Here is an 18,007-nt window from a genome sequence, read left to right on the forward strand (position 1 = left end):
TGGTGAACAGTTATGGACTTTCCGTGGATGTCTTCCGTATTGCGGTTGCTCAGGTGGTCCGTCCACGGCGCCTTCTGGGCGTCGCTGGCGAGCGCGGTGGTGGCCGTGCTGGGCGAGGAGCGGTCCGCCGAGGCCGCCGGGGGCGTGCTGCTCGGGCTGCTCTACGGCCTGGGTCAGGTGATCCAGGGCGGCCCGCCGCGGCCGATGCTCGGGCGGGTGTGGCTGGGGCTGGTGACCGCGTGCTGGGCCGTGCTCGCGGTGGCGGCGGCGCCGTTCGTGTGGGCGGCGTTCCCGCTGGTGTTCGCCTACCTGCGGCTGCTGCCGCTGTGGGCGGCGACGTTCGGCGTCACGGTGCTGACGTCGGCGGCGATCACGGCGGCGGGCTGGCACGCGGGCGAGCTGTCGGCGGCGCTCGTCGTGGGGCCCGCCGCGGGCACGGCGGTGGTGACCCTGCTGGCGCTGGCCTACCAGGAGCTGTGCGCCGGGAGCGCCCGGCCGCCGGCCGGCTGAGGTCAGTTCGGGCCGGGCCGGCGCCAGGTCTCGAACGGCGCGGGGGAGCTCATGCGCTCCTTGAACTCGCGTGCCCTGGTCAAGCAGTCGGGGCAGACGGGCTCGGGCACCGACCGGGCCAGGGCCTCCGGGGCCGGCTCACGCTGGGTGCCGAGCACCGTCCGGTCCGGAGGCAGGCCGGTCTCCGGGTCGATGGTGATCATGGTGACGTTCGCGGTGGTGTAAGGGAACGTGCGCTTGCACGCGAAGCATGTGCCGATCGTGGTGATGTGGTCGTCTTCCATGGATCCGCCCTCCCTCACCGCACCGTACCTCGCGATCAGGGATTGCGGCGCAACGCCCATTCCACCGCGGGGCAGCGGTCCATGACGACGTCGAGCCCGGCGTCGAGGGCGCGCTGGGCGGCCGCCTCGTCGATCACGCCGATGGGCAGCCACACCGCTTTCGCGCCGGCCGCGATGGCCTCGTCCACGACCTGGCCGGCGAACTCCGAACGCCGGTAGACCGCCACCACGTCGGGCTTGACCGGCACCTCGGCCAGCGACGTGTAGCCCGGCTCGCCCAGGACCGGCCGGCCCGCCGGATGGACCGGGATGATCTTCTTGCCCCGCGCCTGGATGCGCTGGGCCTGGTCGTAGGCCGTGCGCTGCGGGTCGTCGCCGAGCCCCACGAACACCCACGTCCCGGCCTCGTGCAGCAGCTGCCTGATCACGCGCTGATCCGCGAAACGATCGTCCATGCAGGCGTCAACACGCCGGACGCGCGCGGGCTTCCCGCCTACGCCTGGGCGGTCGGCAGCACGACCACCTGGCGCAGGTTGACGTGCCGGGCCCGGCTGACCGTGTAGCCGATGAGGTCGGCGATCTCGTCGGCGGTCAGCGGGGTGAACGCCTCGAACATCCCGGCGAGCTGCGCGCCCAGCTCGGCGTTGTCGATGTGGTCGCCGAGCTCGGTCGCGGTCAGGCCGGGTTCGAGGTTGGTCACGCGCACGCCCCGCGGGCCGAACTCCGGGCGCAGCGAGGCCGACAGGTGGGTCAGCGCCGCCTTGGTCGCGCCGTAGACCGCGTAGTTGGGGAACGTGACGTGCGCGCCGATCGAGGAGATGTTGACCAGGTCGGCCGTCCGTCCGGCGTCGGCGGCGGCCAGCAGGTCGGCGGCGAAGGCGCCGGTGACGCGGAGCACGCCGGCGACGTTGGTGTCCAGCATGCGCGTCCACTCGTCGAGGCGGCCGTCCTGGACGGGGTTGGGCAGCATCACGCCGGCCGCGTTGACGACCAGGTCGGCCCGGCCCAGCCCGGTGTGGACGACCTCCACGGCGGCGGCCACGCTCGCGTCGTCGGTGACGTCCACGGTGACGGGCAGCGCGGTGCCGCCGTCGGCGTCGATCTTGGCGGCCAGCTCGGCCAGCCGGTCGGCGCGGCGGGCGAGCAGGGCCACCTTGGCGCCGTTGGCGGCCAGCAGGCGGGCCGTGGCCTCGCCCATGCCGCTGGCGGCTCCGGTCACGACGGCGATGCGGCCCGAGAGGTTCTCGTAGTTCGTCATGGCTCTCACCCTGGCCGAGCCGCACGGACTTACCCAGCGCACGGCTTTTCCTGGTAACGGCGGTACTACCCTGAAGCGGTGGAAGGTGATTTGGGGCAGTTTCTCCGTTCTCGTCGGGCCCGGATCCATCCGGCGGACGCCGGGCTGCCCACGTCGGGGCGGCGGCGGGTCAGCGGCCTGCGGCGCGAGGAGGTCGCGCTGCTCGCCGGCGTGAGCGTCGACTACTACATCCGCCTGGAGCAGGAACGCGTCCAGAACGTCTCCGACGCCGTGCTCGACGCCGTCGCCCGGGTCCTGCGCATGGACGACACCGAACGCGCCCACCTGCGCGACCTGCTCCGACCGGCCAGGCACGTGCGCCGGCCCGTCCTGCGGCCCGGACTGAGCAGGCTGCTCGACCTGGCCGACGGCATGCCCGCGTTCGTCCTCGGGCCCCGGATGGACGTGCTGGCCTGGAACGCGCTGGCCGACCGCGTCAGCGGCTTCGCCGGCGTCCCGGACGGCCGGCGCAACCAGCTCCTCCAGGTGTTCCTGGCGCCGCACACGCGCACCCTCTACCCCGACTGGGCCGAGGTGGCCGCCGACACGGTCGCGTACCTGCGGCTGTACGCCGGCCGCCACCCGGAGGACCCGCTGCTGGCCGACCTGGTCGCCGAGCTGTCGGCCGACCCCGACTTCGTCCGCCTGTGGGCCGAGCACGGGGTCGCCGAGAAGACGTACGGGACCAAGCGCCTGCGCCACCCCGAGCTGGGCGAGCTGGAGTTCGGGTACGAGACCCTGGCCGTGCCGGGCCAGCCCGACCTGGCGATCGTCATGTACACGGCCGACCCGGACTCGGACACCGGCCGCGTGGTCGCCCGGCTGCGGGAGGAGATCGGCTCCTCGCGGGAACTCGCCCGGTCCGGCCGTGGTTGACCCGGGCGCGGGCCAGTGGGCATCGTGGGGCGGGTGACCGCCGATGACGTCGCCCTGACCAACCTCGACCAGCCGCTGTTCGACGGGTCCGGCGCCACCAAGCGCGACCTGGTCGACTACCTCGACGCGGTCGCCGACCGCATCGTCCCGGCGCTGCGCGGGCGCGCGCTGTCGGTGCTGCGGGTACGGCCGGGCCAGGAACCCTTCATGCAGAAGAACCTGCCCAAATACGCCCCTTCCTGGATCAGGACGGTCAGTGTGTGGGCCGAGGCGTCCCGCAGGCAGGTGTCGTACGCGCTGTGCGACGACCGGCGCACCCTGCTCTGGTTCGCCAACCAGCGGGCCGTCGAGTACCACCCGGCGCTGTTCCTGGACGGCCGGCCCACGCACATGATCCTCGACCTCGACCCGCCCGGGGGCGACGACTCCTTCCCGCTCGCCGTACGGGCCGCCCACCTCGTCCGCCAGGCGCTCGCCGACGCCGGGCTGGCGGGCGCGGTCAAGACCAGCGGCGCCAAGGGCGTGCACGTGTTCGTCCCCGTCCCGCCGGGCACCGCCATGGACGACCTGGCCGCGGCCACCCGGGCCCTGGCCGCCCGCGCCGAGCGGCTCGACCCGGCGCTGGCCACGACGGCCTTCATCAGGGACGACCGCGCGGGGAAGGTGTTCATCGACTCCACCAGGGCCGGCGGCGCGACGGTCGTGTCGGCCTACAGCCCGCGGGTGCGGCCGGGCGTGCCGGTCTCGTTCCCCGTCCCCTGGGACGAGCTCGACCGGGTCGTGCCCGCCGACTTCACCATCCACAACGCGGCCGGGCTGCTCGGCGGGCGCGACCCGTGGGCCGAGCTCATGCCGGAGCCGCGCGAGCTGCCCGCTGACCTGGTCACGGAGGGGCACACCATCCCGGTGGCCCGCGTCCAGGCGATGCACGAGGGCAAGCGTCGCGCCCGCGCCCGGCGTGCCGAGTCGTCGTAGTGTCCGGATATTGACGCATTGGCGTAGGCCGGTAGACCTTCTCAGGGCTGCTTCGACGGGCTACCTTGCGAATCATTGCGGCTCGGGGGATTTCTCCGCATCTCACTCCTAGGGGAGCCTGCATGCGCAGAATCATCATCGCTTTGGTCGCCGCTCTCGCCTTACCCGTCGCCATGGCGGTCCCGGCGAGCGCGGGCCCGCTCGACGACGTCTTCGCCAAGCTGCTGGTGAAGCAGGTCAAGGGCGAGAACGTGAAGAAGCACCTGGAAGCACTCCAATCCATCGCCAACGCCAACGGCGGCACCCGCGCCGCCGGCACACCCGGCTACAACGCCTCCCGCGACTACGTGGCGGGCAAGCTGCGCAAGGCCGGTTACAAGGTCACGTTCCAGCCGATCAACTTCGTCGAGAGCTGGACCGAGAACAGCCCGCCCACGCTCAACCGGACCGCGCCGGACGCCAAGTCGTACGTGCCGAACGAGGACTTCTACTCCTTCCAGCCCTCACCCGCCGGGGACGTGACCGCCCAGGTCCAGGGCGTGGACCTGACCCTGCCCCCGACCCCGACGCCCACCTCGACCAGCGGCTGCGAGGAGTCGGACTTCGCCGGGTTCGTCGCCGGGCGCATCGCGCTCATCCAGCGCGGCACCTGCGCCTTCGCCCAGAAGATCCGCAACGCGGGCCGGGCCGGCGCGTCCGGGATCATCGTGTTCAACGAGGGCCAGCCGGGCCGGACCGACGCGTTCCCGCTGGACATCGGCGAGTGGCGGGCGAACGTGCCCATGGTCTTCGCCGACTTCGCCGTCGGCAACGAGCTGGCCACCGGCTCGCCGACCGTGCGGCTCAAGGTCGACGCCAACCTCGTCCTGGGCACCAACGACAACGTGATCGCCGAGTCCCGGTTCGGCGACCCGCGCAACGTCGTCATGGTCGGCGGGCACCTCGACAGCGTGACCGTCGGCCCCGGCATCAACGACAACGGCTCGGGCAGCGCGACCATCCTCGAAGTGGCCGAGGAGATGGCGCTCTTCCCGGTCAAGAACAAGGTGCGCTTCGCGTTCTGGGCCGCCGAGGAGATCGGCCTGCTCGGCTCCGACCAGTACGTCGAGAAGCTGTCCCAGGCCCAGCGCGACCGGATCAGGGTCTACCTGAACTTCGACATGGTCGCCTCGCCCAACTACGCGTACAAGCTGTACGACGGCGACGACTCCGACGGCCAGGGCTCGCCGGCCGGTCCGCCCGGATCGGCGCAGATCGAGCGGCAGCTCGCCGACTTCTACGCCTCCCGCCACCTGCCCACCGTGGGCACCGACTTCGACGGACGCTCCGACTACGGGCCGTTCATCGCGGTCGGCATCCCCGCGGGCGGCATCTTCACCGGCGCCGAGGGCATCAAGACGGCGGAGGAGGCCGCGCTGTTCGGCGGCGTCGCGGGCCAGCCCTACGACTCCTGCTACCACCAGGCGTGCGACACGATCGCCAACATCAACGCGACCGCGCTCGACGTGGACGCCGACGCCGTGGCCGACTCCACGGCCAGGTTCGCCTTCAACCTGAACGGCATCCCGCCGCGGACCGCCGCCGCCGCGAAGACCGCGCTCACTTCGCAGTCGGCACGCTGAGCAGGCGATCCCGGGCGGGTCGCCGCCCGCCCGGGATCCCTCAGCGTGTACGGCTCGGGGAGCGCAGGGCGGCGACCGCGGCGGCGGGGTCGTCGGCGAAGAAGCGGATCGAGGTGACCTCGGCCCGCCCGCCGAGCGGCCGCACCGCGACGACCGGCTCGGTCAGCTCCACCGTCACGTTCGTCCTGGACGCGACCGCGACGCCCAGCCGGCCGCCGTCCACGTTGATCAGCCCCGCCTCGTTGTAGTTCTGGACGGTCCGGACGGAGGCGATGAGGTCGCGCGGCACGCGCAGGTCGAAGTAGGCGGCGTACCGGACGCGCAGCTCGTCCTCGGTGACCACGTGCGGCCTGGTGACGGAGGCGGCGGCCATGAGGACCACGAACAGCAGGCTGTACAGGTCGCCGACCAGCACCGGCACGCGGATCGCCGCCGGCACGTCGTTCACCACCAGCAGCAGGTCCACGACCGCCGTCTCGACGACCATCGCGAACATGAACAGGCCCAGGGTGAACGCCTGCTCCTTGGCGTACGACACGGCGGTCGCCCCCGCCGGGACGCCGTGCCGCCGCCGGGCCGCCCACAGGGCCACGCTGGTCAGCCCCGCCAGCTCGAACCTGAGGACCGCGCGCACCACGCTTATCATCACGTCTTCTCCTTGGCGTCGGTCTCCGTGAGTGTGGTGAACAGCAGCCGGAGCACCTCCGCCTGCGCGGGCGACAACTCGCCGACCATCGTCTCCATCCAGGACAGGTCGGCCCCCGGGCCGGAGGGCACCATCCCGGCCAGCTCGTCCGGTATGTGGGCGGCCATGTCCGCGGCGAGCGGCCCGATCCGCTCGTCCCCGGCCTGCGCGTCCGCCAGCTCGTCCAGCCGCCGGTACAGCTCGTGCCCGGCGGCGAGCGCGCCCGGCTCGGTCATCGGGCGCATCAGCTCGGCCAGGCCCGCCTGGCCCTCCTCGTCGGACAACATGGTGGCCAGGGTGAGCAGCTCGTGGTCCAACGCCCCGAAGGCCGACCCGCCGCCGCCCAGGTCACGCAGCACGGCCGCCGCGTCGGGGGACATCATCGACTCCGGGCTCAGGCCGGGCTGCGCGAGCAACGCCGCCAGCCGGGCCCGCTGCGCCGCGATGGCCTCCTGCTGCCTGGCCAGGTCGGCGTCCAGCTCCTGCAACGCCTCCCGGAAGTCCACGCCCCGGTCGTCGGCCAGCGCGTCCCGCAACTCCTCCAGCGACAACCCGAGCCCGGCCAGATGCCGCACCCGCGCCAGCCGTACGGCGTCGCGCAGCCGGTACTCCCGGTAGCCGTTGGGAAGACGTTCAGGCTCGGGCAGGATTCCCAGGTGGTGGTAGTAGCGCACGGTACGGGTGGAAACCCCGACCAGCGCGGCCAACTCGCCGATCCGCATGCCCTCATTGAACAGTTTGACGTCGCGTCAAGGTCAAGCCGGTGGGGTTCCGGCTCTCTGACTGGTCGGAGGGGGCATCGGGGGTCTGTGTTGATCTTTGGGAGCCAGACGGGGAGCCACTGCTCTACCCGGCTTGCGGTTTGAAGATCTTGTCCATTACGACCGCGCCCCTGGTCAGGGCCGGCCTGATCTCTTGCCGGTAGACGGTCTCGGTCACGTGCGTTGACGAGTGGCCAACGATGCGGGCGATCTCTTCAATCGCCACGTCGTGAGCGGCTCCCGCTGCTAAGGCGCAGAGAGACCCTACATTCGGTGGTTAACCCATGACGAGTTTGCCCCGCTGACGCCTATCCTGGCCGGTGTCGCGAATGTCCCAATTCTCGAAAGTGCTGATTCTGGGATCCGTGAGCGCTAATGATGCAGGTCATCGAGAGTGCTCCCCGCGCACGCGGGGATGGTCCCGCCCGGAGGGACAGCTCCAGGCGCGTGCTCAGGTGCTCCCCGCGCACGCGGGGATGGTCCCATCATCAGCGCCGCCGTCTGCTTGTCCGTGGCGTGCTCCCCGCGCACGCGGGGATGGTCCCGACCTGCTCCTTTACATCCGAGGCAGGCCGAGGTGCTCCCCGCGCACGCGGGGATGGTCCCCAGAGTGCCTGTACTGCCGTCTCTTCCAAGACGTGCTCCCCGCGCACGCGGGGATGGTCCCGGATCTTCGGCACGACCATCACCGTAACCAAGGTGCTCCCCGCGCACGCGGGGATGGTCCCGACCAGGAGGAGGGCCGCCGCACCGGCCTGGTGTGCTCCCCGCGCACGTGGGATGGTCCCAACGGGGGCCAGCGCTGCACCGTCTCTGACGGGTGCTTCCCGCACACGCGGGGATGGTCCCGGCCATGCCGGTTTCACCCGGTTCGGACACGCGTGCTCCCCGTGCACGCGGGGATGGTGCCCATGACGGTCTATCGGCCTCTAAGGGAACTGCGCTCTCCACGCACGTAGGGGTGATTCCAAGCCCAGCTGTGGACAGGGGACGTGGCGCTGTGTTTCCAACGCACGCAGGGGTTCTCTGGCGAGATGCAGTGGAATCGGTCTTCCGATGCGAGGCGTTCTGTTGCCCTGGCCCAATGCAGCTCGGTCAGTACGTGGACACCCGATCTTGATGCTCTGAAGCTGGCGAGCTCTGATGAGTTGGTAGATCTTGTCTCGGCCTCCACCTAGTAGTTCGGCTATCTCCTGCACTCTGTGTGCCCTTCAGACGCATCGCTTCCTTTGCTTGCCCCGGTTCACTCATTGGGAGCTCATCGCGTGCCGTCACGGTGGAATCGGCGGACGTGGCTCCAGAGGCGGCGGCCGATCCTGAGGCGTAGGCCGGTGCCGTTGCAGCGAGGGCAGAAGCGCCAGCCGGCGAGGCCGAACGGGTAGGCGATGCGGCCGGTGCCACGACATCGGCGGTGTTCTCGGAACGGGCGGACGTAGCAGAGGATTGCATAACGGAGAGTGAGTAGGGTCGGGAAGGCGATCGCTGTGGAAGCAATCAGCGTGTCTGTGTGCATGAACCACCTCCTGAGGGCTTCGGAGTTGGTCGGTGGTCGAGCCGCAACCTGCTACATGCCTGGTCCGCGAAGCCTTTGAGGTGCTAGCAGGGGTGCTTCCGGAAGCAGTGACCCTGCTTCCGGAAGCACCCCTCACGCCTACTCGGCGGGACGGATTTGGTGACGTTCCGTAATGGCTTGATCGAGATTGGCGCGGTAGATGCCGCGTCTGGTGTGCTTCTTGCTGTCGATACGGCGGCCGATGGGCCGTACCTTGACCCCGTGGGGCTTTAGAGCGCTGGTGAGCTGTTCGGAGCGCCACCCGCCGTAGACCTCCGGCCTCAGCTTGGCCAGCCGCTCACACAGGATGGCGTTCCATGCGGCTTCTTCCGCGGCCGGCCAGACCTGTGCGAGATCGGCCAGCAGATCGTCAGCGGATGGTTCATGCCGGGGCTGAGTGTTGCGTTCGGGCATGGTGCCTGCTGCAACCCGCATCTCGATCGCCCGTGCGATCACCTGTTTGGCCTGTAGGGCATTGACCTCGAAGCTGCGACGAGGACCTGGCTTGCCTACGCCGACGACCACGCCCCAGCCGGCATCCCCCGGATCGGTGTCGTCGCCCGGCTCGAACACGGTCGCCCGGTATCCTGCCTTGTACATTCCGGTGCCTAGGATCATGTCATTGGCGACTTGATCGCGGACCGACATGCACACGCGCGTGTTGACGTTGCGCGTGATCCCAGTGGGCAGACTGTCTTTGTCCGGGATCTGGGTGTCCAACAGGAGGATCACGCCGAGCGCACGTCCAAGCTTGATCACCTTTTCGCACAGCTCTCCGGCTTCAACACCGTAGTCCTTGTGCTGGAACAATTCTTGGGCCTCGTTGAGGAAGATCACCAGCGGATGTAGCCCCGATCCTCTTTTTGAGGCCAGCTCGGGCGTGACCTTGTTCTCCGGGGCCATGCCGAGCGCGTGATAGTGGGCAATCTTCTCTGCGCGTTGCCGGCACTCGGTGTGATACAGCCATTTGACCAGGGCGGCGGCCCTGCCGATCGTGGCATCGTCCTGGCCGTCGCCGTACTCGGCGCAGACCGGTTCGACTACCGCGAAGTCGCCGACCCCCTTGAGTGCATAACCCCTGATCTCGGCACGCGGGTCGAGACTGGCGGCCAGCACCAGTAGCCGCAGAAGGAACGTCTTGCCTGAACCGGGCTGCCCGCCGATCAACCAGTTTCGGAAGATCAGAATTGCATTGACGATCTCCATGCGCGCGGTGACGAAGAGCGGGAACGACTTGAACAGATCCACGCTGCCGCTCTTCAGCAGTGGCCAGGGCGGCGCTGGCATCTTGCTGGCCGGTTGATGGCCGACCCACAGCGACAGCCGTCCAGGATGGCCCTGGGCGGTCTCTGGCCAGACCTGGTCCAGTGGCAGTCGCATGGCGGAGGCGAGTCGCGTCCGCCGTGCGACCACGGCGGCGGCTTCCACACCGAAGGGCAGATCCACGATGGCCAGGTGTCCGGCGCCGTCGCGGTGGATCTCGGTGGGGAAGCTGATCGCGTGCTGATCCTTGGCGACGGCCTGGTTGATCGCTGGTAGGCCGATGCTGAGCAGGGCGCGCCTGACCAGATCGGCGGTGAGCTTGCGATAGCGCGGCCCATGGGTGACGTGGTCAGTGATCGGCTTGTCGGGCGGACGTCCGGCACGCGCCAGGATGGGCATCAATATGGCGAGCACCGCCGGCCATGCCCAGTCCGGCATCGTCACGTCCAGTGCGAGCAGGGTCGCAATCGATGCCCCCGCCAGCAGGCACACCAGCAGCAGGATCGACCAGCGCCAGCGCGCTTGCCGCTCTCTTTGCTTGTCCAGCTTCAGCCACGTCGCAGGGTCGTTGCGGTCTGCGGCGGCCTGCCGCAGCGCGTGGTTGCCCTCTTCAGCGCTCGCCCACCGCAGCACGCGGGCAATTCCGGAAACGAACCCGACCGGTGCATACATCCCCGCCTTGACTGCGTACTTGGGCAGGCGAACCGAGTGGTACCCGAGCACGTAGGCGGCATCCCTTGCCCACCAGGCGAGCATCGCGCGTCGACCGGCGCTCGTGCGCATCCATGGCGGGACGATGGGGGCGCGCCCCTGACCGGTCTGTGACCGGTCAGGGGGCGTGCCATCGTCGGGCGGATCAACCGGCGGCCCGGTCGCTGATCGATCTTCAGGAACCGACTCTCGATCGAAAAACGCGTCCTCTTCCGGGCCCTGGTCGTCGTCCTGTCTGGGACGAGCACCGGCACTGTCAGCCGAGTCCTGGTCAGGCGGACCTGACCAGATAAACCCCGAGAGCGGGGCAGTGAAGGAGCGATCAGGCGTGTGTTCGGGGCCGGACTGGGGCTGTGTCATGAGCCGCCGTCCTTCCTGGCTGGCGCGAGAGAGCCGGCCTGCTCGGCAAGCTCGTCACACAGGTAGGACAGAGGGTCGGGCTCGCCGTCCGCGGCGGCGCTGAGAGCGGCTCGCATGGCTGCGATCAGGCTCGCGCGGTGTAGTCGCATCCTGCTGATGTCGGTTCGGAGCCGATAGATCTCGGCGACTAGAACGGGCGTGTCCTGAAGGGCAGCGGTGATGAGCTGCCAGAGGTCGGCGAGGGGGGAGGTGGAACGGGCGAAGTTGGCGAGAAGTTCGCGGGCGGTGTCGTTGCGGTCCAGGACCTCCTGAAGATCGGAGTCAGGGTAGGGAAGTCGGTAGGTCACTGAGGCATCACCTTCTTCGGTCGATGAACAGGTCAGGAACCGGATGTGATCCAGCCCAGGAACGCGCGTAGGGCGCGGTCGATCTCAGGGGCCAGCGTGGTTGCGGCCAGCAGATAGCCGAACACGGCGCAGACGAGGGCCATCCCCAGGCGCAGCTTCAGGTATCGCACGGCCAGCACCATGGCCACACCGAGCAGCACCACCAGGGGGATCGAGACGGTCAAAGTGTCATCACCCCCTTCCAGGCCAAGGCGTTGGATGTGGACGAACACCGGATCAGATGCCGTCGTGGCGGGCCTTGCGGCGGCGCCAGCGGGAACGGGCACGGCACTTGACGCAGCGCTTGCTACCGGACTCCAGCACGGCACCACAGGGGCACCCACGGGTCAGCGGGATAGTGCGCAGCAGTGATCACCTCCTTCCAGATCCGTCCTGGTGGGGGAGGGGCGTGGCCCTCTGAGGGCCCTCCTTGCGGCGGGCGTAGATGAGCACGGACCGAGTCACGTGCTTGACTTCCGAACGGGGATCGCTGAACGGGTCCTGCCGGCGGTCAGCGCGGCGGATACCGCACGCCAGGACCACGAACACCATGAGCACGACCAGCGCTGACGCCAGTGCGAGGGTGACGATCAAGAGTGGGATGTCCACTCACGCCCCCGGTGGAGGCAGATCGGGGCTGATGGAGTCGCGGTAGGACCACCAGGCATCCCACCGTGCCATGCCGGCGTCCATGATTGCGGTGACGCTGTACTCGACCGGGCCGAAACACGTCGCGGCGCTGCAGTGGCCCTGGTCCGGGTCGCTGAGGTGGAGGTCCGAACCGATCAAGCGCGCGATGTGCTGGATCTCGGCCTTCTTCTCCTCATCGGTGCCGAACAGGACACTGACGGCGACCTTGGACGCGTGCGGGACGGGCAGCTCCGGTCGAGCTTCCAGATAGCTCGCCAGAGCGTGAAGCCCTTCGATGAGGCGAGCCCGGTGACCGTCGGGAAACGTGCCGTACATCATCGGAGATCAGCTCCTTTCGAATCGTGCGCGGCAGACAGTGAGCGCGTCCGGGCAGGTCTCCAGCGCGTCGGCCATGGCGTGAAGCGCGATGACCACCAGCAGCAGCACCGTGGCGATGAGAACACCGGAGTTCAGCCCGTCCGTGGCGTTGTCCAGCAGTTCCGCCACGGTGCGGAGAAGCGTGATCAAGCGGGAGAGTCGTGCCTCTTCGAGACCGATCACTGTTGATCACCTCCTGTCCGTCATCGGTGGCTTCATCTGCGGACCCCTGGCGAGGTGCCGTGTAGGGGGCCCTACACGAAGCACCGTACAGGCCCCCCTACACGACCGTCAAGGGGGGGCTGCACGAGTTGGGTATAGTCCCCCCTGTCCGGACCGCGTACGCTGGCGCGCATGGCTAAGGAAGGCGTGAGCGAGGCGGTACTGTCCGCGCTGGCTGACCTCGAACGCTCTTTCGATGCAGCGCTTATGGCGATTGATGCGGATACCGACCACAACCGGGCGTACAACGGCGCAACGGAGCTGGTGGAAACGCTGAGACGTCTCTTTGAGACCTCCGGAAATCAAAGAGCACTTTCAGCGGCCCGTATCTTCGAGCAAGAGGAGATGTCGTTGGCTGGACTTGCCGACCGCATCGGGGTATCGAAAGCACGCGCAGCTCAGCTGATCAAAACAGCCAAGGACACCAGGGCTCGAAACGAACGGGATGAACGCGTCTCGCTCGGTCTAACGAAAGTTGCGATATCAGCGGCGCATGCATCCCGGCTAGCCGCAAAAAAAGCCGAAGACTCCGACACCCAAGACGGAACAACGAAGGGAAACTAGGGTGAGCGAGCGGACAGAGGTAATCGTTGAAGTCTGGCCAGTATCGGCAGACGACATCGGGCTTTGGCTGGTAAGCGGAAAGGACGCATGGCGTTCCGACGCCGTTCGACAGGACAGCGATCCGCATACTGCCGTCACAGACCTTCTGTCCGCGAACGACGCTGCAGATGGAGTCAAGCTGTTGCATTCGACTTCATGGCGAGCGGAAGATACCGCAGTAGTTCTCACCTATGTCGCCGTGATCGGGTGCAACGCGTTCGTCCGGGATAAGTGGAAGAGTGCAGCGCCCATCAGTCCGGCCTTGCCGGACGCGGTAGGCAAGCCGATCCCGGTTGAAGCGACGGAAGCACCCATCCCGCGGTACATCGATGTACTCATGCATGGGCTTCGACACTTGCAGTTCCTTCTGCAAACGGACTCTGCCGCCCGGTCGGCGCTGTGTGGAAGGTGGCCGGACCATCTTTCGGCGTTCCGGTCAGCACTCGCAGGGATGTATGACCACGAGCATGGACAGGAGCCAATAACGCTCCCTGAAGGGCAAAACGCTCGCTAACGAACTAGGCAGAAACGGAGGTAAGAGGAGTGCAAGATGAGGAGAGGCTAGAAAACCTTGGCCTGCAGGCGCAAGCCGAGAAAGCTCGTAAGGATCATCTGCATCTGCAGCAGAGAGCCATAGAAGCTCTGAAAGGGCTGCTGGCGCGAACACTGAATGAAGATCTGCCGGTGATCAGCTGGGCGATCCACAGCGACCCCGCGAGCGAAGCCCTCACCGGCACTTGTGACGCTGATGATCGCGATCAGCGACGCAGGGACTTCGAGGCGTGGAGTGAGGCTCTCAACGCCACACCGCTACCGGCCGAAACAACGAGCCAGGGTGTCACAACGGTACGTGCCGCGGTTACAGACAATTATCTGGAGCTTCGCATTTCCCTTGTCGCTGACATCTAAGCCACGGCAGGTGGGAAGGCTTGCCGACAGACAGATGAGGTCCTCAGGTCTGACATCGGACCAGCAGGAAGGCGTTGGACCGGGCGAAGAGTACTCTCTGCGCCAGGGATGGGTCAATCAAGCGCCTACAGCAGGATGATGTCCGCAGGATGCTGGCCGTGGGGACCCCTCAATTTACTGGTGGGCATCTTGCTGCCTGAAGGCTGCCGCTCCCAATCCCTGTAGCAAGTAGCGTAGACACTTCGCACATGTAAAAACCGAATTGCTGTCTTCTTGTTGTGCACAGGTATGGCTGCTGGGAAAGTCGTTGTGTGGTGCGTCATTCAATATCAGCTGTGCCATGGCGAGAAGGAATCCTACTTGTTCGACGTGCGTGGCAAGCTCGCGGTTGCTGACCTTCTGTGCCGTCTGTATGAGAGTCGCTCGCAGCTCGAACATTACTTTGTGCGCGTCGGCAAGTAGGCAGTCCTCGCGGTACAGGCTCTTATGTGACTCGTAGAGCAGCATATATCGCAAAGCTGATATCCCGTCGAGAGTGGTATGAGGGATATCGGAGACAGCCCAGACATCGCAGCCCAGGTGATACGCGGTTACTGGTGACGTGTTGCTGGTGATGTATTCGCGCCTAGCGGTGATTCCCATTTGTCTTCCCCTCCATGCATTCACTTGCTGCCCGAAGAAGCTGGCCGGCACGGGACTTGGATAGGCCAAGCTTGGTTGCCAGGCCGGCAATCGACAGGTTGCCCGAGCGGCGCAGTCGTGCGGCCGACTTAGCGCGTGCTAAAGCGGCAGCATCGGCCAGTTCTCGTAGGCAGTCTGCTAGTTGCGTTGCCATCTGATATGCCTGCTCGGCGTCTCCTATATCTTGGAGCGCCGCATCAGCCTTCTCGTAGGCACGTCTCACTGCAACAAGCTCCGGGTGCCGCTCTCTGGAAGAATCGTCTTTGTCGTCCAATTGATCTAATTTCCTCTACTTCTGTGATCAATATCCGCGCGCCCGAGCGCGAGAATCCAAGTAGATGTGCCACAGCGCGGTAGCGTTGTGTCCGTCACGTATGTCATCAACATTCAGGTCGAAACGGTCGAGGAACTCGACTCGCGACAACGCTGGCTGGGCTGCATCGTGCTTTCCCAAGCGGTCCGCCACGTCACGCCCCGGCGGCTGCTGCGGCAATGCCGTCGGCTTTGCCCGCTTCGGCGAGACCCTTCGGTCGATGCGTTTGATGGCCTCGGTGATGGTGTCGATATTTGCGCCAATTTCCCTGGCTATTTGGCCCGGACTCAGTCCCTTGGCGCGCAGGTCGGCAATGTCATTCAGCAGCACTCGTGAGATGTGCTTCATGGCTGGCGTCCCGCCCAGAAGTGACCGCCAGTGGCGCAGTGGTTGACGTGGCCGGTGAGGCGTGTGTCCAGGATTGGCGCTCGGCTGAGCATGGAGGGCATGTGCGGTCGAGCCTGCGGACCGTTCATGAGCGCCACTGTACTACACCATGCTATAGCTCACCAGGCATGGTGTATCTCGCTTGCCACGCTATGCCCTGCCTAGCGTGTGCTTGTGGCTGATCACGAGTTGGAGTGGAAGCCCGGCATTCCCCGCTGGGTTCAGGTGTACGACGACCTCAAAGGCAAGATCGAGAGTGGCGAGCTTGCGCCTGGAGACCAGGTGCCGTCTGTCCTGAGACTCCAGCAGCTCTACGGGATCGCCACGGCGACTGGCCAGAAGGTCCACAGAGCGTTGCGCAAAGACGGATTCATCAGGACGGAACCCGGCATGGGGAGCTTTGTAACCGAACTCGGCCTACGGTCCACACCGCCGTCCTCTAGCTAAGTTCGCCGCGCCGACGTTGGCCCTTGCCTGTGTCCCAAATGTCTCAATTCTTGAAAGTGCTCGATTCTGGCATCCGTGAGCGCTAACGATGCAGGTCATCGAGTGTGCTCCCCGCGCACGCGGGGATGGTCCCAGAACACAGGGCCATAAGGCACCCCCTCTTTAGTGCTCCCCGCGCACGCGGGGATGGTCCCCGCACAGCGGATTCTCCGACCAGGCATCAGGGGTGCTCCCCGCGCACGCGGGGATGGTCCCTACGCGATCGGCACCGAACGCGAAGACGAGATGTGCTCCCCGCGCACGCGGGGATGGTCCCTACGCGATCGGCACCGAACGCGAAGACGAGATGTGCTCCCCGCGCACGCGGGGATGGTCCCGGACGGATCAGCCGCGCCTGGGCGCGCGTCACGTGCTCCCCGCGCACGCGGGGATGGTCCCGCGAACAGCTCCGGGTGGGAGCAGCCGCGGCCGTGCTCCCCGCGCACGCGGGGATGGTCCCGACGCTGCCCGCATGCCCCTGAAGGCACGAAGGTGCTCCCCGCGCACGCGGGGATGGTCCCGGCAAGAAGCGCGTCGGCTCCGACACCGTGCAGTGCTCCCCGCGCACGCGGGGATGGTCCCCGATATTGAACAACACCAGGCCGGTGACGCGAGTGCTCCCCGCGCACGCGGGGATGGTCCCGGCGACTGGGAAGGCTCCACCGGTACTGCCTGGTGCTCCCCACACACGCGGGGATGGTCCCTCGGCTCGCCTCTGCAGAAGGAGGCAGGTATCGTGCTCCCCGCGCACGCGGGGATGGTCCCAGCTCCGCGACCTCGCTCTCGGGCATCCGGCGGTGCTCCCCGGGCACTCGGGGATGGTCCCCCTGGCGCAGCCGAGTACGTACGCCTCCACGGGTGCTCCCCGCGCACGCGGGGATGGTCCCCATGCGGTTCCAGACCGGTTGCGTCCACGGAAGTGGTGTACGAGTTTGACCTGGTCACAAGCGTGGCGGTCGTGAAAAGGAGACGGCCATCGCGTGATCCTTCGTGATTGCGACATCAGATCGAAGGAGAACAAAGCGATGGCCGTGCACGACAGTGTGACGCCTGCCCAGTGGCTGACGCAGCAGCTCGAGACCGGGGATCCAGATCTGTTGCGATCCATGGTGAAGACCATGGCCGAGGCGTTGATGTCGGCTGAGGCCGACAACCTGTGCGGAGCGCCGTATGGCGAGCGCAGTGACGAGCGGACCAACTCCCGCAACGGATACCGGGGACGGGAGTGGGACACCCGCGCCGGCACGATCGAGCTGGCGATCCCGAAGCTGCGCACCGGCTCCTACTACCCCGACTGGCTGCTGGAGCGGCGCCGCCGTGCCGAGCAGGCGCTGATCAGCGTCGTGGCCACCAGCTACCTGCTGGGGGTCTCCACCCGGCGGGTGGACAGGCTGGTCGAGCAGCTCGGCATCAAACACATCTCCAAAAGCCAGGTCAGCCAGATGGCCAAAACGCTGGATGAGCAGGTCGAGACCTTCCGCACCCGGGCCTTGGATGCCGGCCCGTACACCTTCGTGTGGCTGGATGCGTTGACGCAGAAGGTGCGCGAGGGTGGCCGCACGATCAACGTGCACGTCCTGGTCGCCACCGCCGTGAATGCCAACGGGCAGCGGGAGATCCTCGGGCTGGAGGTCACCTCGGCCGAGGATGGCGCGGGCTGGCTGGCGTTCCTGCGTGGCCTGGTCGCTCGCGGCCTGTCCGGGGTGCAGCTGGTGATCTCCGACGCGCACCGCGGCCTGGTCGAGGCGATCGGTGCCAGCCTGCCGGGCGCGGCCTGGCAGCGCTGCCGCACCCACTACCTGCGCAACCTGCTCACCACCGTCCCGAAGTCGGCGCAGCCGTGGGTGGCCACGCTGGTGCGCACCATCTTCGACCAGCCCACCAGCGAGCAGGTCCGCACCCAGCACGCCTGGGTGATCGACGCGTTGGAGGCCAAGTATCCGGCCGCCTGTGAGCATCTGGACGCTGCCCGCGAGGACCTGCTGGCTTTCGCCGCCTTCCCCCGCGAGGTCTGGAAACAGATCTGGTCGAACTGTGAGGATCTTCTTGTGCCGCCCGGACGAGGTCCTGGCCCGTGGTCTAACTGGCCGTGCTGCCTTTGGATTGATCTGCCGGT

General features: G+C 67.3%; 20 protein-coding genes and 2 CRISPR repeat arrays. Of the genes, 8 read left to right on the top strand and 12 right to left on the bottom strand.

What is annotated here, in order from left to right:
* Positions 1-27 precede the first annotated feature (27 nt).
* Positions 28-510, top strand: coding sequence for a hypothetical protein (locus ACIBQ6_RS50295; RefSeq protein ID WP_397219580.1), 483 nt, complete (start codon positions 28-30; stop codon positions 508-510).
* 2 nt (positions 511-512) lie between these two features.
* On the opposite strand, the gene ACIBQ6_RS50300 is transcribed toward ACIBQ6_RS50295, so the two are convergent.
* The 3 genes from ACIBQ6_RS50300 to ACIBQ6_RS50310 form a co-directional block, all read right to left on the bottom strand.
* On the bottom strand, positions 513-794 hold the full coding sequence (locus ACIBQ6_RS50300) for a hypothetical protein (protein ID WP_358289466.1): 282 nt from the start codon (positions 792-794) through the stop codon (positions 513-515).
* A gap of 35 nt (positions 795-829) precedes the next feature.
* Positions 830-1,222 carry a CoA-binding protein gene (locus ACIBQ6_RS50305; protein WP_352319836.1) on the bottom strand — a complete coding sequence of 131 codons (393 nt, stop codon included), beginning with the start codon at positions 1,220-1,222 and terminating at the stop codon, positions 830-832.
* 65 nt (positions 1,223-1,287) lie between these two features.
* On the bottom strand, positions 1,288-2,052 hold the full coding sequence (locus ACIBQ6_RS50310) for an SDR family oxidoreductase (RefSeq protein ID WP_397154179.1): 765 nt from the start codon (positions 2,050-2,052) through the stop codon (positions 1,288-1,290).
* 78 nt (positions 2,053-2,130) lie between these two features.
* On the opposite strand from ACIBQ6_RS50310, the gene ACIBQ6_RS50315 reads away from it, so the two are divergent.
* The 3 genes from ACIBQ6_RS50315 to ACIBQ6_RS50325 all read left to right on the top strand — a co-directional run bounded on the left by ACIBQ6_RS50315 (position 2,131) and on the right by ACIBQ6_RS50325 (position 5,564).
* Positions 2,131-2,967: a helix-turn-helix transcriptional regulator gene (locus ACIBQ6_RS50315; protein ID WP_397219581.1), complete on the top strand. Its 837-nt coding sequence runs from the start codon at positions 2,131-2,133 to the stop codon at positions 2,965-2,967.
* A gap of 33 nt (positions 2,968-3,000) precedes the next feature.
* Positions 3,001-3,942, top strand: coding sequence for a DNA polymerase domain-containing protein (locus ACIBQ6_RS50320; RefSeq protein ID WP_397219582.1), 942 nt, complete (start codon positions 3,001-3,003; stop codon positions 3,940-3,942).
* A gap of 122 nt (positions 3,943-4,064) precedes the next feature.
* Positions 4,065-5,564 carry a M28 family metallopeptidase gene (locus ACIBQ6_RS50325; RefSeq protein ID WP_397219583.1) on the top strand — a complete coding sequence of 500 codons (1,500 nt, stop codon included), beginning with the start codon at positions 4,065-4,067 and terminating at the stop codon, positions 5,562-5,564.
* A 40-nt stretch (positions 5,565-5,604) separates the two neighbouring features.
* Here ACIBQ6_RS50325 and ACIBQ6_RS50330 read toward each other — a convergent pair whose 3' ends face one another.
* From ACIBQ6_RS50330 to ACIBQ6_RS50360, 7 genes are all read right to left on the bottom strand, one after another.
* The gene (locus ACIBQ6_RS50330; protein WP_397219584.1) at positions 5,605-6,213 is read right to left on the bottom strand and encodes a hypothetical protein; all 609 of its coding nucleotides are present in this window, start codon (positions 6,211-6,213) and stop codon (positions 5,605-5,607) included.
* Positions 6,210-6,971 (bottom strand): MerR family transcriptional regulator, encoded by a 762-nt coding sequence (locus ACIBQ6_RS50335; RefSeq protein ID WP_397219585.1) that lies wholly within the window; start codon positions 6,969-6,971, stop codon positions 6,210-6,212. Before ACIBQ6_RS50335 ends, ACIBQ6_RS50330 begins: the two co-directional genes overlap by 4 nt.
* Before the next feature lie 433 nt (positions 6,972-7,404).
* Positions 7,405-7,920: a CRISPR direct-repeat array (repeat unit 29 nt; unit sequence GTGCTCCCCGCGCACGCGGGGATGGTCCC).
* 741 nt (positions 7,921-8,661) lie between these two features.
* Complete coding sequence (locus tag ACIBQ6_RS50340) at positions 8,662-10,896, bottom strand: cell division protein FtsK (protein WP_397219586.1); 2,235 nt, start codon at positions 10,894-10,896, stop codon at positions 8,662-8,664.
* Positions 10,893-11,243, bottom strand: coding sequence for a hypothetical protein (locus ACIBQ6_RS50345; RefSeq protein WP_397219587.1), 351 nt, complete (start codon positions 11,241-11,243; stop codon positions 10,893-10,895). The genes ACIBQ6_RS50340 and ACIBQ6_RS50345 overlap by 4 nt, the downstream gene beginning before the upstream one ends.
* A 32-nt stretch (positions 11,244-11,275) precedes the next feature.
* A complete protein-coding gene (locus ACIBQ6_RS50350; protein ID WP_397219588.1) occupies positions 11,276-11,515 on the bottom strand; it encodes a hypothetical protein in 240 nt (79 codons plus the stop codon).
* Positions 11,516-11,891: 376 nt separating this feature from the next.
* Positions 11,892-12,251 (bottom strand): hypothetical protein, encoded by a 360-nt coding sequence (locus ACIBQ6_RS50355; RefSeq protein WP_397219589.1) that lies wholly within the window; start codon positions 12,249-12,251, stop codon positions 11,892-11,894.
* A 6-nt stretch (positions 12,252-12,257) separates the two neighbouring features.
* Positions 12,258-12,473, bottom strand: a complete 216-nt coding sequence (locus tag ACIBQ6_RS50360; RefSeq protein ID WP_397219590.1) for a hypothetical protein — start codon at positions 12,471-12,473, stop codon at positions 12,258-12,260.
* 171 nt (positions 12,474-12,644) lie between these two features.
* Here ACIBQ6_RS50360 and ACIBQ6_RS50365 point away from each other — a divergent pair, with 171 nt between their 5' ends.
* Both ACIBQ6_RS50365 and ACIBQ6_RS50370 read left to right on the top strand, forming a co-directional pair.
* On the top strand, positions 12,645-13,076 hold the full coding sequence (locus ACIBQ6_RS50365; protein WP_397219591.1) for a hypothetical protein: 432 nt from the start codon (positions 12,645-12,647) through the stop codon (positions 13,074-13,076).
* A gap of 582 nt (positions 13,077-13,658) precedes the next feature.
* Positions 13,659-14,024, top strand: coding sequence for a hypothetical protein (locus ACIBQ6_RS50370; protein ID WP_397219592.1), 366 nt, complete (start codon positions 13,659-13,661; stop codon positions 14,022-14,024).
* Positions 14,025-14,649: 625 nt separating this feature from the next.
* Here the strand turns inward: ACIBQ6_RS50370 and ACIBQ6_RS50375 are convergent.
* A complete protein-coding gene (locus tag ACIBQ6_RS50375; RefSeq protein ID WP_397219593.1) occupies positions 14,650-14,979 on the bottom strand; it encodes a hypothetical protein in 330 nt (109 codons plus the stop codon).
* A 27-nt stretch (positions 14,980-15,006) separates the two neighbouring features.
* Positions 15,007-15,366, bottom strand: coding sequence for a hypothetical protein (locus ACIBQ6_RS50380; RefSeq protein ID WP_397219594.1), 360 nt, complete (start codon positions 15,364-15,366; stop codon positions 15,007-15,009).
* 264 nt (positions 15,367-15,630) lie between these two features.
* Between ACIBQ6_RS50380 and ACIBQ6_RS50385 the strand changes: the two genes are divergently transcribed.
* On the top strand, positions 15,631-15,852 hold the full coding sequence (locus tag ACIBQ6_RS50385) for a GntR family transcriptional regulator (RefSeq protein ID WP_397219595.1): 222 nt from the start codon (positions 15,631-15,633) through the stop codon (positions 15,850-15,852).
* A gap of 104 nt (positions 15,853-15,956) precedes the next feature.
* A CRISPR array of direct repeats spans positions 15,957-16,778; the repeat unit is 29 nt; unit sequence GTGCTCCCCGCGCACGCGGGGATGGTCCC.
* A gap of 138 nt (positions 16,779-16,916) precedes the next feature.
* Positions 16,917-18,007, top strand: a 1,091-nt coding sequence (locus ACIBQ6_RS50390) for an IS256 family transposase (protein ID WP_397219596.1), incomplete at its 3' end; no start/stop codon positions are given.

The sequence above is a fragment of the Nonomuraea sp. NPDC049655 genome, from assembly GCF_044465465.1.
Classification (GTDB): Bacteria; Actinomycetota; Actinomycetes; order Streptosporangiales; family Streptosporangiaceae; genus Nonomuraea.